This is a genomic window from Streptomyces sp. NPDC058375 (assembly GCF_042723425.1).
GTDB classification, from domain to species: Bacteria; Actinomycetota; Actinomycetes; order Streptomycetales; family Streptomycetaceae; genus Streptomyces; species Streptomyces durocortorensis.
In genome coordinates, this window is the sequence record NZ_JBHXJG010000021.1 from 1 (window position 1) to 15,243 (window position 15,243).

The 15,243-nt window shown below is 71.8% G+C and carries 15 protein-coding genes and 2 tRNA genes; 14 read left to right on the forward strand and 3 right to left on the reverse strand.

The window, feature by feature from the left end; all coding sequences use genetic code 11:
• The first annotated feature begins 95 nt into the window (after positions 1-95).
• The 5 genes from proB to ACFWM7_RS05925 all read left to right on the forward strand — a co-directional run bounded on the left by proB (position 96) and on the right by ACFWM7_RS05925 (position 5,343).
• Entirely contained in the window at positions 96-1,250 is a 1,155-nt protein-coding gene (proB, locus tag ACFWM7_RS05905) for a glutamate 5-kinase (protein ID WP_383255540.1), read from the forward strand.
• A gap of 128 nt (positions 1,251-1,378) precedes the next feature.
• A complete protein-coding gene (locus ACFWM7_RS05910) occupies positions 1,379-1,870 on the forward strand; it encodes a hypothetical protein (RefSeq protein WP_383255542.1) in 492 nt (163 codons plus the stop codon).
• Positions 1,871-1,969: 99 nt separating this feature from the next.
• Positions 1,970-3,253, forward strand: a complete 1,284-nt coding sequence (locus ACFWM7_RS05915) for a glutamate-5-semialdehyde dehydrogenase (RefSeq protein WP_205084373.1) — start codon at positions 1,970-1,972, stop codon at positions 3,251-3,253.
• Between the two features lie 170 nt (positions 3,254-3,423).
• Positions 3,424-4,005 carry a hypothetical protein gene (locus tag ACFWM7_RS05920; protein WP_383255545.1) on the forward strand — a complete coding sequence of 194 codons (582 nt, stop codon included), beginning with the start codon at positions 3,424-3,426 and terminating at the stop codon, positions 4,003-4,005.
• Between the two features lie 207 nt (positions 4,006-4,212).
• Positions 4,213-5,343 carry a hypothetical protein gene (locus tag ACFWM7_RS05925; RefSeq protein ID WP_383255547.1) on the forward strand — a complete coding sequence of 377 codons (1,131 nt, stop codon included), beginning with the start codon at positions 4,213-4,215 and terminating at the stop codon, positions 5,341-5,343.
• Here the strand turns inward: ACFWM7_RS05925 and ACFWM7_RS05930 are convergent.
• Complete coding sequence (locus ACFWM7_RS05930) at positions 5,276-6,400, reverse strand: M48 family metallopeptidase (RefSeq protein WP_383255549.1); 1,125 nt, start codon at positions 6,398-6,400, stop codon at positions 5,276-5,278. The genes ACFWM7_RS05925 and ACFWM7_RS05930 overlap by 68 nt on opposite strands.
• A gap of 111 nt (positions 6,401-6,511) precedes the next feature.
• On the opposite strand from ACFWM7_RS05930, the gene ACFWM7_RS05935 reads away from it, so the two are divergent.
• The 9 genes from ACFWM7_RS05935 (at position 6,512) to ACFWM7_RS05975 (ending at position 11,566) form a co-directional block, all read left to right on the forward strand.
• Positions 6,512-6,664: a hypothetical protein gene (locus ACFWM7_RS05935; protein WP_383255552.1), complete on the forward strand. Its 153-nt coding sequence runs from the start codon at positions 6,512-6,514 to the stop codon at positions 6,662-6,664.
• A gap of 84 nt (positions 6,665-6,748) precedes the next feature.
• Entirely contained in the window at positions 6,749-6,910 is a 162-nt protein-coding gene (locus tag ACFWM7_RS05940) for a hypothetical protein (protein ID WP_032786345.1), read from the forward strand.
• A 38-nt stretch (positions 6,911-6,948) separates the two neighbouring features.
• A complete protein-coding gene (nadD, locus tag ACFWM7_RS05945) occupies positions 6,949-7,566 on the forward strand; it encodes a nicotinate-nucleotide adenylyltransferase (protein WP_352241470.1) in 618 nt (205 codons plus the stop codon).
• Between the two features lie 19 nt (positions 7,567-7,585).
• The gene (locus ACFWM7_RS05950) at positions 7,586-9,337 is read left to right on the forward strand and encodes an LCP family protein (protein ID WP_383255555.1); all 1,752 of its coding nucleotides are present in this window, start codon (positions 7,586-7,588) and stop codon (positions 9,335-9,337) included.
• A gap of 137 nt (positions 9,338-9,474) precedes the next feature.
• Positions 9,475-9,906: a ribosome silencing factor gene (gene rsfS, locus ACFWM7_RS05955; protein WP_124268201.1), complete on the forward strand. Its 432-nt coding sequence runs from the start codon at positions 9,475-9,477 to the stop codon at positions 9,904-9,906.
• Entirely contained in the window at positions 9,903-10,556 is a 654-nt protein-coding gene (locus tag ACFWM7_RS05960) for a histidine phosphatase family protein (RefSeq protein ID WP_383255621.1), read from the forward strand. The genes rsfS and ACFWM7_RS05960 overlap by 4 nt, the downstream gene beginning before the upstream one ends.
• Positions 10,557-10,694: 138 nt before the next feature.
• A tRNA-Ala gene (locus tag ACFWM7_RS05965) sits at positions 10,695-10,767 on the forward strand.
• Positions 10,768-11,099: 332 nt separating this feature from the next.
• Complete coding sequence (locus ACFWM7_RS05970) at positions 11,100-11,333, forward strand: hypothetical protein (RefSeq protein WP_003969224.1); 234 nt, start codon at positions 11,100-11,102, stop codon at positions 11,331-11,333.
• 160 nt (positions 11,334-11,493) lie between these two features.
• Positions 11,494-11,566: transfer RNA gene (locus ACFWM7_RS05975), tRNA-Ala, on the forward strand.
• Positions 11,567-11,616: 50 nt separating this feature from the next.
• Here ACFWM7_RS05975 and ACFWM7_RS05980 read toward each other — a convergent pair.
• Both ACFWM7_RS05980 and ACFWM7_RS05985 read right to left on the reverse strand, forming a co-directional pair.
• Complete coding sequence (locus tag ACFWM7_RS05980; RefSeq protein WP_383255560.1) at positions 11,617-13,194, reverse strand: ferredoxin; 1,578 nt, start codon at positions 13,192-13,194, stop codon at positions 11,617-11,619.
• Entirely contained in the window at positions 13,191-14,681 is a 1,491-nt protein-coding gene (locus ACFWM7_RS05985) for a hypothetical protein (protein WP_383255562.1), read from the reverse strand. Before ACFWM7_RS05985 ends, ACFWM7_RS05980 begins: the two co-directional genes overlap by 4 nt.
• Positions 14,682-15,243 lie beyond the last annotated feature (562 nt).

The following is a 15,243-nucleotide window of genomic DNA, read 5'->3' on the forward strand; positions in this document are numbered from 1 at the left end:
GGTCGCTCGCGTACTGTGACGTGCCGGGGGCGGTACCGGCCGACAGGCTTCGACGCCCTCGTCGGACACCGGGGCGATCCAGAGCGAGGAAGCACGTGGCAGACCAGAGGCCGTCGCACCGCGAGTCGGCGGTGACCGGCGCCCGCAGGGTCGTCGTCAAGGTCGGCTCCTCCTCGCTCACCACCGCCTCCGGCGGCCTCGACGCCGACCGGGTCGACGCCCTCGTCGACGTCCTGGCCAAGGTCAGGGACGGCGGCGAACGCGAGGTCGTCCTCGTCTCCAGCGGAGCCATCGCCGCCGGACTCGCCCCGCTCGGCCTCGTCCGCCGGCCCAAGGACCTGGCCCGCCAGCAGGCCGCCGCCAGCGTCGGACAGGGCCTCCTCGTGGCCCGCTACACCGCCTCGTTCGCCCGCTACGGCGTCCGCGTCGGACAGGTGCTCCTGACCGCCGACGACACCAGTCGGCGCGGCCACTACCGCAACGCCTACAGCACCCTGGACAAGCTCCTGGAGATGGGCGCGGTCCCCGTCGTCAACGAGAACGACACCGTCGCCACCGACGAGATCCGCTTCGGTGACAACGACCGGCTCGCCGCCCTAGTCGCCCACCTCGTCCACGCCGACCTGCTCGTCCTCCTCTCCGACGTGGACGGCCTCTACGACGGACCGCCCAGCACCCCCGGCGCCTCCCGCATCGCCGAGGTCACCGGCCCCGACGACCTCGCGGGCGTCACCATCGGCAGCGCAGGGAAGGCGGGCGTGGGCACCGGCGGCATGGTCACCAAGGTCGAGGCCGCCAACATCGCCACCGCCGCCGGCGTCCCCGTCGTCCTCACCTCCGCCAGCCGGGCCGCCGACGCGCTTGCGGGCCGCGACACCGGCACCTACTTCCACCGCACCGGCCGCCGCTCCGCCGACCGGCTCCTCTGGCTGGCCCACGCCTCCACCCCGCAGGGCGCGCTCACCCTCGACGACGGCGCCGTACGGGCCGTGGTGGAGCGGCGCACCTCACTGCTGCCCGCCGGAATCTCCGCCGTCGAGGGCGAGTTCAGCGCCGGCGACCCGGTCGAACTGCGCGACCCGCACGGCGCCCCGATCGCCCGCGGCCTCGTCAACTTCGACGCGAAGGAGATCCCCCAGCTGCTCGGCCGCTCCACCCGGGATCTGGCCCGTGAACTGGGCCCCGCCTACGAGCGCGAGGTCGTACACAGGGACGATCTGGTCCTTCTCACGCCGCGCCTCACCCGCTGAATCGGCTGAAAGTCCCGCTCTTCGGCAGGGACCTTCACCAAAACCACCCCACGCCCGCCTGTGGACTGGTCCACTTTGTAGTGGGGAAACAGGGGTACCGGACAGCAACACATCACAGGAGGCCGCCGGTGAGACGAGCGCGCCCGGGGGCGCCGCCCCGAGGCACGGCCAGCCGCGCCCTGACGAGTGTCGGGGCGGGGGCGGATTTCGACCGGAATCCCCTTCCGTCGGACACCGCCGAACGGGAGCCGGTCACGACGGCGAAGGAGGAGTCCCCGCAGTCGAAGCTCTGGCACATCACGCTCAGCGTGTCGGGCACCGAGACTCCGCTGGGGGAGGTCAGACGCGGCCTGGAACAGCTCGCGCACGACCATCCCTTCCTGCTGACCAGCCGCTACGCGGGCGACCACGCGGAGATCCGCTACTGGGAAGAGGCCCGCGACCTGCACGACGCGGCCGCGGTAGCGCTGCGGCTGTGGGGCGAGCACCGCTCCAGCGCCCAGCTCCCGCCCTGGGAGATCGTCGGCCTCGAAGTCATCGACCGCGAGACCTACCACCTGCGGATCGCAGAGGGCTACGGGCCGCCTCCCGCGGCCCCCGTGGGCGTGCACCCCTACTGACCCCCGGGGTGCCCCGAGGGGCGTCCGCCCCTCGGGTCGGCCGTCTCGCATCACGGGATACGTGACGGATGCCCGCAGAGCGCGCATTACTCTGCGGGCATGACCACGCTCTCGCCCTACGACAACCTCTCCCCGGTCGCGCAGACCGCCTACCGGGCCCGCGCGGCCGCCGCCGACATCGCGCCACTTCCGCGCGCGGCCAAGGACGACGCGCTACTGGCCATCGCCGACGCGCTGGAAGTGCGGACCGCCGAGATCGTCGAGGCCAACGCGAAGGACGTCGAGCGCGCCCGCGAGGCCGGGACGAGCGAAGGCATCATCGACCGCCTCACCCTCACCCCGGAACGCATCCGCGCCATCGCCGCCGACGTACGCGACGTCGCGGCCCTCCCCGACCCGGTCGGCGAAGTGGTGCGCGGCTCGACCCTGCCCAACGGCATCGACCTCCGCCAGGTGCGCGTCCCGCTCGGCGTGGTCGGCATCATCTACGAGGCCCGGCCCAACGTCACCGTCGACGCCGCCGCCCTCTGCCTCAAGTCCGGCAACGCGGTCCTGCTGCGCGGCTCCTCCTCCGCCTACGCCTCCAACACCGCGCTCGTCCGCGTCCTGCGCGACGCGGTCGGCGGCTCGGGTCTGCCGGCCGACGCGGTGCAGCTCGTCCCGGGCGAGAGCCGCGACTCCGTGCGCGAGCTGATGCGGGCCCGCGGCCTGGTCGACGTCCTCATCCCGCGCGGCGGCGCCTCGCTGATCCGCACGGTCGTCGAGGAGTCCACCGTCCCCGTCATCGAGACCGGCACCGGCAACTGCCACGTGTACGTCGACGCGCAGACGGACCTGGCCATGGCGGTCGACATCCTGATCAACTCCAAGGCCCAGCGCCCCAGCGTCTGCAACGCGGCCGAGACCCTGCTCGTCCACAAGGACGTGGCGGACGCCTTCCTGCCGCTCGCCCTGGACGCCCTGGCCGAGGCCGGGGTCACCGTCCACGGCGACGAGCACGTCCTGGAGCGCGCCGAGGGATCCAAGGCCACCGTGGTGGCGGCGACGGCGGAGGACTGGGAGACCGAATACCTCTCCTACGACATCGCGGCCGCGGTCGTCGACTCCCTGGACGCGGCGGTCGCCCACATCCGGCTCTGGTCCTCCGGCCACACCGAGGCGATCGTCACCACCTCGCAGGCAGCCGCCCGCCGGTTCACCCAGTTGGTCGATTCGACCACAGTGGCCGTGAACGCCTCCACCCGCTTCACGGACGGCGGGCAGTTCGGCTTCGGCGCCGAGATCGGCATCTCCACCCAGAAGCTGCACGCCCGCGGCCCGATGGGCCTGCCCGAACTGACCTCGACGAAGTACATCGTCACGGGCGACGGGCACACCCGCTAGCCCCGCCTCGACCTCCTGACCTCTCCTGCCACTCCTACCCCTCCTGCCTCGTCCCTTCCGGTCGGCCGACCGCCCCGCCCGGAGGGGGCGATCGCATGTTCCCCCGTACCGATCCGGGGGAGTTCGCGGGGTCTCTGCCCAAAAGGTCCCGGCCCGGCTACGCTGAATCCGTGCCGGACGACGTGGGGGGCAGGCCGTTCTCTGACGGCTGGGAGCCCGACGACGACCGCGGGGGCGCGGACGAGGACTTCGCCTCCGTGGTGTTCGACGAGGACTTCGTCCGGTCGGCGCCCGTCCACGAGCCCACCGCCGTGGAGCGCCTGCTCGCCGCCGCCGAAGCCCGCGCCGAGGCCGACGCGGCCCGCGCCCGCCGCAGCCGCCGTGCTGACGACGACGCATACGGCCCCTACGGCGACTCCCGGGGCCACCACGACCCCCAGGACCTCGATTACGACCCGGACCACGGCGTCGAGGGCGACGGCCCCGGGCCGTACGGCCGTCACGGCGGCTCCCTGCGCCCCTACCGCAACTCCGCCCGCTGGCACCGACCGGTCGCCTGGCTGCTCGCCCTGGTGATGGGCGTCGGCATGGTCTCCCTCGCCTTCACCGCGGTCTACCGGGGCGCCTCGAACAACCGCCAGGACCAGGTGCCGCCGCCCGCCAGCAGTGGCGTGGACAAGCCCGGGGCCGCCCCGTCGGCCTCCGCGGACTACTCCCGCCCCGTGGTCTCCGCCGAACCCCGGGTGCCCTGAGCCCCCTTCCGTCACCCGTTCGCCGACGGCCGCCCCGGCCGCCCGCGCAGTTCCCGGCGGCCTCCGCGTTTACGCGGAGCGCAATCGACCTACCCTGAAGATGTGACCCCTCGTTCCCAGGGGGGCTTCTCGCTGCCGCACGCCCCGCTCGGCCGAAGCAGACCGTTGCGCACCGAACCGACCGGTGTGGAGATCGGGAGAGAAGTCATGACAGGCCGCTCAGAACCGCCGGACGGCCCGCCCGAGAACACCGCGGGCGGCGAGGACGAATACCGCTCGCTCGTCTTCGACGAATCGTTCATCCAGGCTGCCCGGATGCAGGAGTTCTCGGCGCAGGAACGGATGGGCGAGCACGCCCGCGCCGTCCGCACCCTGCCCGAGGAACCGGTCTCCGTCCGCAGCGGCGGCGGCTCCCGGGCCGCCATAGCCCTGGTCGTCCTCATCGCCCTGGCCTTCGCCGTGGCCGTCTACATCGGCTTCCGGAGCCCGTACCCCCAGCCGGCCACCCGACGCGCCGAACCCCTGCGGACCACCGTCGTCCCCCTGGCCCCCCGCGGCGTCGTACCGGGCGGATCACCCGAGCAGCTGTACCGGACCGAGCCGGTCTCCGGATTCCGCACGGGCGCGGCGGGCATCAACTTCCCCGCCGTGGAGCGCACGCAGAACTTCTCCGACAGCCAGATCACCGCCGCTCTCGCCACGGTCAAGGACTACCTGGTGGAGTCGTCCCTGAACCCCGACGTCCTCACCAGCTCCGTACGACGGCCGGTCGAGCACCTCCTCGACCCGGACCAGCGCACCCAGTTCGAACGCAGCCTGAGCGACCCGGCGGACGACGGGAGCCACGCCGCCACCGGCTGGCTGATCCGCTTCGACCCGGAGCGGGTGGAGCTCGCGGACCCGCAGATCCGGGTCCAGGGCACCCTTCGCTACGAGGAGGAGGCGGCGGGCGTCCTCGGCGTCGTCTCGGACCACACCTTCACCTACGCCCTGCGCCCGGCGGACGGACCCCCGCGCAAGGAAGGCGCGTCCCTGTTCACCGTGCGGCGCGAGCTGCACTTCCGCTTCGACCGGGAGGACCTGCGGCTGCACCGCCTGGAGGTGCGCACCGCCCATGTCCAGGCAGGGCCGCAGTCCTGCTCGGCCGACGCGACCGGGACGCTGCGCCCGCTCCTGGCCGGGGAGCGGGCGGACGCCCGCGGGCCCGCCGCAACCGACCCGTACACCACGGGTCCGCCCACGGCGGCGCTGTGCGGGACGCTGGCGGGCGTCAGTCCCTCGACGGCCCCGCCGACGGCCCCGAGCTCCCCTCCTCGGGGTCCTGAGGCCGACCGGTAGCCCCGCCCCCGCCCGTGGCGGAACCGCCGCCGGACCCGGCTCCGGTGAACTTGTCGCGCAGCTTGCCGCCCAGGTCTCCCGCGCCGCCGGCGATGTCGCCCACCAGCTTCATCAGCGGGTCCTTGCTGGTGCGCACCGTGTCCGCGTAGTGCGAGGCGGACTCCCGGAACGAGTCGGTCACCGAGGTGTCCTTGTCCTCGCCGCGCCGCGGGTAGTGGCCGTCCATGATCCGCTGGAACTCGCGGGTCTCCGACCACTTCTTCAGCTCGGCGGCACGCACGGTGGTGAACGGGTGCGTCCGGGGCAGCACATTGAGGATCTTCAGGACGGAGTCGCGGAGATCGCCGCCCTTCTCGTACTCGTCGGCCTGGGCGAGGAAGGCGTCCACGTTCATCTCGTGGAGGTGATTGCCGCCCGCGATCTTCATCAGGCCGCGCATCGAGGCCGTGATGTCCTGGCCGACCAGGAGCCCGGCCCGGTCCGCGGACAGCTCCGACTTGCGGAACCACTCGCGCAGCGCCGTCACTATGGCCATGATCGCCACATTGCCCAGCGGGATCCAGGCGACCTTCACGGCGAGGTTGGTCAGGAAGAGCAGTATCGTCCGGTACACCGAGTGACCGGAGAGCGCGTGGCCCACCTCGTGGCCCACCACCGCCCGCATCTCCTCCTCGTCGAGCAGCTCGACCAGGCCGGTGGTGACCACGATGATCGGCTCGTCGAGACCGATGCACATGGCGTTGGGCTGCGGGTCCTGCTTCACGTACATCGGCGGGACCTTCTCCAGGTCCAGGATGTAACACGCGTCGCGCAGCATGTCGTTGAGATGGGCGAACTGCGCGTCGCTCACCCGGACGGAGTCGGAGAGGAAGAGCAGCCGCAGGCTCCGCTCCGGAAGCAGCCCGCTGAGCGCCTTGAACACCGTGTCGAACCCGGTCAGCTTGCGCAGGGCGACCAGGGCCGAGCGGTCGGCGGGGTGCTCGTAGGCCCGGGAGGAGATCCCGGGGAATCGCCGGCGCGCCCTGCTCGGCACGTTCTCGTGACTGTTGTCGGTCATGGATGGCCCCCTGTTCGTACGAGACGTTGCTCGTCCCCCGGACAAAAGCCAGCGTATGCGCTGGCGCTACGGTGTGCGGGGGGCTGTGGATAACTTTGAGGAGCGCCCGAAATGCCGCACACCGCCGTACTGCTCGCCGCCGCGTCCGAGGAGCAGGGACCGGGCGACACCCTCCGGATCGTGCTGCTCGGCTCGATCCTCGGAGCGGTGCTGCTCGCCTGGTTCCTGCTGCGTGGATACCGCAACGACGACAACAACGACTGAGTCGCCGTGAGCGTGCCCGAAGGTCCCGCATACGATGTGCCTGACGTCTTCCTTCCGCCTCACGATCGATAGGTCCTGCCGAAGATGAGCCTCACGAGTACCGCACACGAGCTGGCCACCCTCGCCTCCGGAGGGGAGGGCGGCGGCAACCACGAAAGCCTCAACCCCTACCTCGTGGGCGGCCTGGCCTTCCTCGCGCTGATGTTCCTCCTGTGGGTCACCACCCGCTTCAACCGCGACCGCTGAGGCGGGGGCGTACAGCTGTGCCAGTAGGCTCTGCACGCATGGGAGAGCAGGAAGTGCCTACCGGCCCCGGCAAGCGCCGTATCGGCGTGATGGGCGGGACATTCGACCCGATCCACCATGGACACCTGGTGGCGGCCAGTGAAGTGGCCGCCCAGTTCCATCTCGACGAGGTCGTCTTCGTCCCGACCGGGCAGCCGTGGCAGAAGAGCCACAAGAAGGTCTCCCCGGCCGAGGACCGTTATCTGATGACGGTCATCGCCACCGCGTCCAACCCGCAGTTCTCCGTGAGCCGCAGTGACATCGACCGTGGCGGACCGACGTACACCATCGATACGCTGCGGGACCTGCGCGAGGTCCACGGCGAGGCGGACCTCTTCTTCATCACCGGCGCCGACGCGCTCGCCCAGATCCTCACCTGGCGCGACGCGGAGGAGCTGTTCTCGCTCTCCCACTTCATCGGTGTGACCCGCCCGGGTCACGTGCTCACGGACGACGGACTGCCCGAGGGCGGTGTCTCCCTCGTGGAGGTGCCCGCGCTGGCGATCTCGTCCACGGACTGCCGTGAGAGGGTCGCGCAGGGGGAGCCGGTCTGGTACCTGGTGCCGGACGGCGTGGTCCGCTACATCGACAAGCGCCAGCTGTACCGCGGCGAATGAGCCACGGAGAGGGGCACCGGTGAACGACCGACAGAACCCGTACTACCAGGAGCCGCAGATCGTCGGCTACGACGCGTACGGGCAGCCGGTCTACCAGCAGCAGGGGCAGCAGCAGGCCCATCAGAGTTACGACCAGCAGGGCCAGGGTTACGACGCCTACGCCGCCCAGCAGGGCCAGGGGCTCCAGAGCCAGGGCGCCGGCTACGGCTACGACGCGTACGGCAACCCCCAGCAGCAGCCCCAGGGTTACGACCCCTATGCCGGACAGCACCCGGGCCAGACGCAGCAGGGTCAGGGCACCGACCAGGCGTACGGCTACGGCTCCTACACCGACTACGGCTACGCCACCGGGCAGCAGCCCGCCGCCGTCGACACCGGCGAACAGTGGGGCATCCCGCAGCAGGGCACCGCCCCCGCACCGGAGCAGACCGGGCAGCAGGCTCCCGTACGGCAACCGCCGGAGGCCGCCGAGCCGGAGGGGGAGTCCGCTCTTCCGGGGCAGCGCAAGCCCGCCCCCGACTACCGCACCGAGCAGTTCTCGTTCATCGAGGAGCCCGACGAGGACTCCGAAGACGTCATCGACTGGCTGAAGTTCACCGAGAGCCGCAGCGAGCGGCGCGAGGAGGCCCGGCGCAAGGGCCGCAACCGGATGGTCGCCCTGATAGTCGTCGCCGTTCTCGTCGTCGTCGGCGGGGCCGGTTACCTCTGGTCCGCCGACATGATCCCGGGCCTGTCCGGGTCGGACGAGAAGAAGGCCGTGGCCGCCGGGGCCCAGCAGCGCGACATGATCGTGGTGCATCTGCACGACACGAAGAGGGGCGGCACCTCGACGGCGCTGCTCGTCGACAACGCCACCACCAAGCAGGGCACCACCGTCCTGCTGCCCAACTCCCTGGCCGTCGCGGGCGACGACGGGACCACCACCACGCTCGGCAAGTCCGTCGACGACGACGGCAGGACCGGCACCCGGGAGTCGATCGACACCCTCCTGGGCACCCGGATCACCGGCACCTGGCGGCTGGACACCCCGTATCTGGAGAACCTCGTCGAGCTGGTCGGCAACATCGAGGTCGACACCGACACCGACGTGCCCGGCGCGAAGAAGGGCGAATCGCCCCTGGTGAACAAGGGCGAGGGCCAGACGCTCAGCGGTCCGATGGCCGTCGCGTACGCCACCTACCGCGCGCCGGGCGAGCCCGAGGCCAAGCAGCTGACGCGGTTCGGCGAAGTCATGCGGGCCACGCTGCGCAAGATCTCCGAGGATCCCAAGGCCGCGACCGTCACCATCGAGACGCTGCTCCAGGTGCTCGACCCGTCACTGCCCGAGAAGGACCTCGGAGCCTCGCTCGCCACGCTGGCCTCGCGGGCCAAGGTCGGCGACTACAAGACGGCTCTCCTGCCGGTCCAGGCGGACGGCACGCTCACCGAGGCGGACACCCGCGGCGTCGTCAAGGACATCCTCGGCGGCACGGTGAAGGCTCCCGAGGCGGGCGCTCCGCTCCGGGTCGCCGTCCGTGACGCCACCGGGAACGAGAAGGCCGCGGAGGCCGCCCGGGTCCAGCTGGTCAACGGCGGTTACGCCTTCGTGGACAGCGGCAAGGCAGGGGCCGAGGCGTCGTCCGTCGTGCTCTACCGGTCCGCCGAGGACAAGGAGAAGGCCGTCGAGGTGGCCAAGACCCTGGGCCTCGCCGCGGGCGACGTGAAGAAGGGCGAGCCGGCCGCCAACGCCGACGTGTCCGCGGTCCTCGGCCAGGACTACAAGGTCCAGTAGCCCGCTCGGGGCCCCGGCCGACGCTCCGGAGTCGGCCGGGGACCGCGGTGGAGCGCGACCGGTGAAACGCAGTAAGGCTCTGTCGGTGGTCCGTGAGACCCTAGAGGTTGCATCCGACCGCCGACGAAAGCCTGCATGTGACCGCCACGGACCGCTCCATCGAGCTCATCAACGCCGCCGCTCAGGCGGCCGCCGACCGGCTCGCGCACGACATCATCGCCTACGACGTCAGCGATGTGCTGTCGATCACCGACGCCTTCCTGCTGGCCTCGGCCCCCAACGACCGCCAGGTCAAGTCGATCGTCGACGAGATCGAGGAGCGGCTCCAGAAGGAGCTCGGCGCCAAGCCGGTGCGCCGCGAGGGCGACCGCGACGCCCGCTGGATCCTCCTCGACTACGTCGACATCGTCATCCACGTCCAGCACAGCGAGGAGCGCGTCTTCTACGCGCTGGAGCGCCTGTGGAAGGACTGCCCGGAGATCGCCCTCCCCGAGGACGCGGTCAAGACCCGTGGCAAGGCCGACGAGCACGCACAGCTCAACGGCGGCACGGAAGGTGACCAGAGCTGAACGGCAGCAGCAGCGGCAGGGGCCGCAGGGTCGTCCTCTGGCGCCACGGCCAGACGGCATGGAACCTGGAGCGCCGCTTCCAGGGCTCCACGGACATCGAGCTGACCGAGGCCGGCGTCGGGCAGGCCCGCCGCGCCGCCCGGCTGCTCGCCTCGCTGAAGCCGGACGCCATCGTGGCCTCCGACCTCAGGCGGGCGGCGGCCACGGCCGCCGAGCTCTCCGCCGTCAGCGGCCTCACCGTCGCCCATGACGCCGCGCTCCGTGAGACGTACGCCGGCGAGTGGCAGGGGCTGACCCACCAGGAGATCGTCGCGCGCTTCGGCGAGCAGTACGCGGCCTGGAAGCGCGGCGAGCCCGTGCGCCGGGGCGGCGGCGAGCTGGAGACCGAGGTCGCCGACCGGGCGGCACCGGTCGTTCTGGAGCACGCCGAGAAGCTTCCGGAGAACGGCACGCTCGTCGTGGTCAGCCACGGCGGCACGATCAGGACGACGATCGGCCGGCTGCTGGGTCTGGAAGCGCACCACTGGGAAGGGCTCGGCGGGCTGTCCAACTGCTGCTGGTCCGTCCTCGGGGAGGGTGCGCGCGGCTGGCGTCTGCTGGAACACAACGCCGGCACGCTCCCGGAGCCGGTGCTCGGCGACGACGACTAGACGCCGTCGGGAGGCCGTTGAGAGGCCGTTCGCGGGCCGCCCCCGGGCGGCCCGGGCCGGATTTCACTTTCCGGCCGGTCGCAGGCTAAAGTTCTTCTTGTTCGCGGCGCGGAAACGCAGGGAAACACAGCGAACAGCGGGGCTATAGCTCAGTTGGTAGAGCGCCTGCATGGCATGCAGGAGGTCAGGAGTTCAATTCTCCTTAGCTCCACAATCAGGATCCCGTCCCCATCAGGGGGCGGGATCTTCTGCATGGAGGCACGGAGGGCGCCGAGCGGGCTGACCCCCTTGCGGGGTCATGGCAGAATCGGAACGCCGGAGGGGGCGCCGTACCGATCGGGAGGGAGCGCGATGCCTGCGAGTCGCGAACACGTCCCCGACCAGCGCCTTGTCGCCGCACCGCTCCCCGGCCCCGTAACGTCCGAAGTTCGATCCCGTCTCGGCTGTCCGTCCTGCGGTTCGTCCCATGTGGCCCAGGTTCTGGGTGACAACGGAGGGGTCTCCTACGTGTGCACGGCCTGCGGCCACAGCTGGAGCTGACTGATGGGTGCACACAGGCGTAAATGCGACTGGTGCGGCAGCGGTACGCCCATCGTCAGGGACATGGACCCGGTCAACGCGGAGTACCAGTACTGGTGCGAGGAATGTGCCCGGGCGCTGATCATAAAAGGCGACCCCATCGAGACCTACCGGGAGCTGGAGGGGGAGCCGATCTACGGGCGGCTGCTGGAGGAGCACTGCACCCTCAAGCGCTTCTACTCCTTCGCGACCGCATGACCAGTGATCGTCGGGCCGCGACCGTCTGACCTGCGGCTGAGGTCGAACACTCTGGATGATTCGGGCGTATCGGTGCAGACCGGAAACGATTTGGTGAAGCGCCGGGGGGACCGTGTAATGTTCTCGATGTCGCCAAGGGAAACCGGGCGGCAAGCAGCAAGGGGCTATAGCTCAGTTGGTAGAGCGCCTGCATGGCATGCAGGAGGTCAGGAGTTCAATTCTCCTTAGCTCCACAGGATCGACAGAAGCGGGCCACCCGGATCGGGCGGCCCGCTTCTTCTGTTCAGCCGCGCCCGCTGCCCAGCGCACGCCGATTGGCGGTCGGCAGGGCGGGACGCTGTTCGGCCGCGGGCTGCTCGATACGGAGCGCCAGGGCGGGGCAGCGCCGTACGGCCCGCTGGGCGCGTCCGCGCAGATGCATCGGGACGGCGGCGTCCGCCAGTGCCGGATAGCCGTCCGGGCTGAGCCGGATGAGCTCGGGGACGAGGTCCGCACACAGGCCGTGGCCCTGGCAGAGCGTCCAGTCGACCGCGAGCTTCTCGCCGCTCGGAATCGACTCCTCCACGTCCTGGTAGCCGGGCGCGGGCAGCGGCAGCACCCCGGCCGTCTCCCGGCCGCAGCCGCCGTCCAGGACATGTGCGGCGAGGTCGTCCGTGAACGCCGACAGGGTCGAGAGCAGGAACCGGGCCGAACCGTCCGGGTGTTTGCACGCCCCGCGGCCCTTCACGGCCTGGGTGACCTCGCGCAGGGCCTCCAGGGCGGCGGGCCCGCCGCCGTTCAGAACGTCGGAGAGCCCGCCCGCGGCGGCGGGGAGCCCCAGCTTGCACGGACCGCACTGTCCGGCGGTCTCGGCGGCCAGCCAGTTGGCTATCCGGAGCGATTCGCCGAGCGGGCAGGTGTCCGGGCCGATCGGCAGGATGGCCCCTGCGCCGAGCGCGCCCCCTACGGCCGCCAGGGACTCGCGGGAGACCACGGCGTTGTGCGAGGAGACCGCGTCGATCCAGTTGCCGTGATAGCCGCCGGTCAGCACTCCCTGGGGGAGGGGCGGGGCCCCGGCCAGCTCCAGGATGTACCGCAGTGGCACCCCGGTCGGCACCTCGACGACCATGGGCCGGGCCACGGCGCCCGAGACGGTGAGCAGCACGGTGCCCGGTTCGCCCGGTAGCCCGGTGTGCCCGTAGCGGCGGGGCCCGATCCGGGCGGCGACGGCGAGCTGGGCGTACGTCTCCGCGTTCGACAGCAGCGTCGGCGCGCCGGCCACCCCGGTCTCGGCCGCCCGCTCGCGCCGGCCCGGTGGCAGGGCGGGCCCGCCGTTCGCCGCCCGGATCACCGAGGATGCCTCGCCCGAGACCATGCGCTCCGGGGTGCGGACCACCCGGGCGCGCAACTGCTGGCCGCGCCGGTCGGAGAGGCCGCGCTCGGCGAGGGCCGCCCGTACGGAGATCTCCGTGGAGTTGCGGGTGACGGCGACGACCAGGGTGCGCGCGCCGAGCGCCTCCGCGGCCAGCAGCGCACCGTCCAGGATCAGGTGCGGGGCGCGGTTGAGCAGGACGGTGTCCTTGCGGCAGGCGGGTTCGCCCTCGCTGCCGTTGATCACCACGACGGGCCGCACCCCGCGCCGGATGGACGCCTTCGCCACCGCTCGCAGCTTCTTGCCGAACGGGAAACCGGCGCCTCCCCTTCCGCGCAGGGAGATCGCTTCGGCCAGTTCGGCCAGCCGCTCACCGGTCATCGGCTCCAGCGGCCCGTGCACCTTGAGGTGCATGGCGAGGTCGAGCCGCTCCACCAGGTCGAATCCGGTGGTCAGTTGCGGCAGTCCGACGACGCGGACTTCGGGCACATCGGGGAGGGGGACGTTCACGGTCGGTCTCCTGCGGGTGCGTGCCAGGGTTCGCCGGCCGGGGGCGCGGTGAACGGCCCGGCCCCCGGTTCGGCACGGGGCGCGGCGAAGGGGGAGGTGATGGGGGCGGTGGCGGCGGTGTCGTCGTCGGCCGGTGTGCCGACGTGTTCCGGGAACCGGTAGGCCGGCGTGCCGTACTCCGGCGTCGTGCCGTACTCCTGTGTCTCGTAGGGAGGCGCCCCGTACGGGTGCTCCGGTGCCGCGTAGGTGTGCTCCTGCGCGGTGTGCGTGTGCTCCTGCGCGGTGTGCGCCGGCGGGTCCTGCCGGGGCGGCGGGCCGTGGTGCGCCTGCGCGGGCGGCGCGGGGGACGGTGAGGGCCAGCGGGTCTCCGGCGTGAGCGGCGGGCCGCCGCCGAGCGAGACGGCTCGGTATCCGGCCGTGATGCCAGGACCCGGTCCGGGCCCGGTCCCGGACCCCGGGCCTGCCTTCCTCCGCCCCTGGCCCGGCAGCTCCTCCGGCGGGCCGAAGGCGATGCGGTCGGCGCTGCGGGGCGGGGGTTCGTACAGCGGGGGCTCGTACAGGGGCGGCCGGCCGCCGTACAGCGTTTCCGTCGGCGCCTCGTGCAGTGAGCCTGGGATCGCCGTGGGAGGGGGCGCGGCCGGGGGTATCGGCGCCGAGAGCGTGCGCGGGCGCACCGGCGTGCCCCGTACGTCCCGGTCCGTCTCGCTCCAGGCGGCCGGATCGGACCAGGGCTCCCCGGGGGACGAGGAGGACTCCCGCAGGACCGGATCGGGGGCGGCCGGGGGCCCCTGGCCCAGCAGCTCGGCGACCCGGTCCGCGATCCGCCGCTTCGTCGGACGTGGCAGCAGCCGAAGGCACAGCGCGCCGGCGACCCCGGCGAGGCAGAGCCCGTACATCACGACCACCCAGGTGGCGGGCGCGCGCCCCGCGTACAGGCCGTGGATCAGCGCGGCGCACCACGCCGGATACGCCAGCGCGTGCACGGCGCGCCACCGGCCCGCGATCCCGCCCGTGTCCCGGGGCGACCCCAGTGACTGCCCGAGCCGGGCGGCCTTGGGGGAGGGGTGTGCGAAGGCGCTGCGCAGGGCGCCGGTCGTGGCCGTGACGACCATCAGCAGCCCGGCCAGCGAGCCGAGGCCGATCAGTCCCGCGGCACCGGTCACGCCGAGACTGAAGGGTATGAGCGCGCCGATCAGCGCCACATGACCGAGTGCGACCTTCCCGGTGCCGTGCAGCAGCAGAAAGCCCAGCGAGGCTATGGCGGTGGCCCGGTGGATGCCCTGGCAGACGATGCGCTGACGGGTGGAGAGGAACAGCCGGTCGGTGGCCAGCAGGCCCCACGCGACGGCCGCGCTGAGCGACACCAGCGACAGGACGCCGGTGGTGAAATCGAGGGTGGTGCGCAGCTCGTCGCTCCCTGCGACGGCGAACAGAGGGACGAAGACCAACGCGGCGACAGTCAGGCCGCCCTGTACCGGCCGACTCATTGCGGGGCTCATGCTGGGGGATACGCGGATCTTGCGATGAGGGTTCATGGGGGGCGACTCCGAATAGTTCGGCAAAGCGGTCCCGTTGCCGCATGCTAGGACGCCCCATACCAACCAGTACGAGGTTTGCTCGGTTGCCCCGATAGAGGTCGGTACGCGGAGTAACCCCCGCTTCCCGGGCGTTCCCCCTGCCCCGGACCCCGCCCCAGGGCTCCGCGAAAACCTCATGGGAAGCCCGCAGAACGCACACTCCGCACCCACGGGGACGTCACGACTCCGCTACGGAGAGTGGTCGGCGGGTGGTGCGTCGGGGGGTGCGTTCCGCGGCGTACGAGCGGGCGTGCGGACGGCGGGCTCCCGGCTCGCGCGCGTGATGTCCGCCCTCTGGTTACTCCCCGCTCCCCTCCGGGTCCGTGGGGTACCCTGACGCCATGCGTGCCGTACGCCTTCTGCTTAGCGAGCCGCGCTGAAGAGTCCCGACCGGTGAGAACGCCTGGTCGGAGTCAGCGCGGCGTCCCCTCCTGTGCGAGGGGATTTTTCGTTTCCCGGCAGATGACGATCG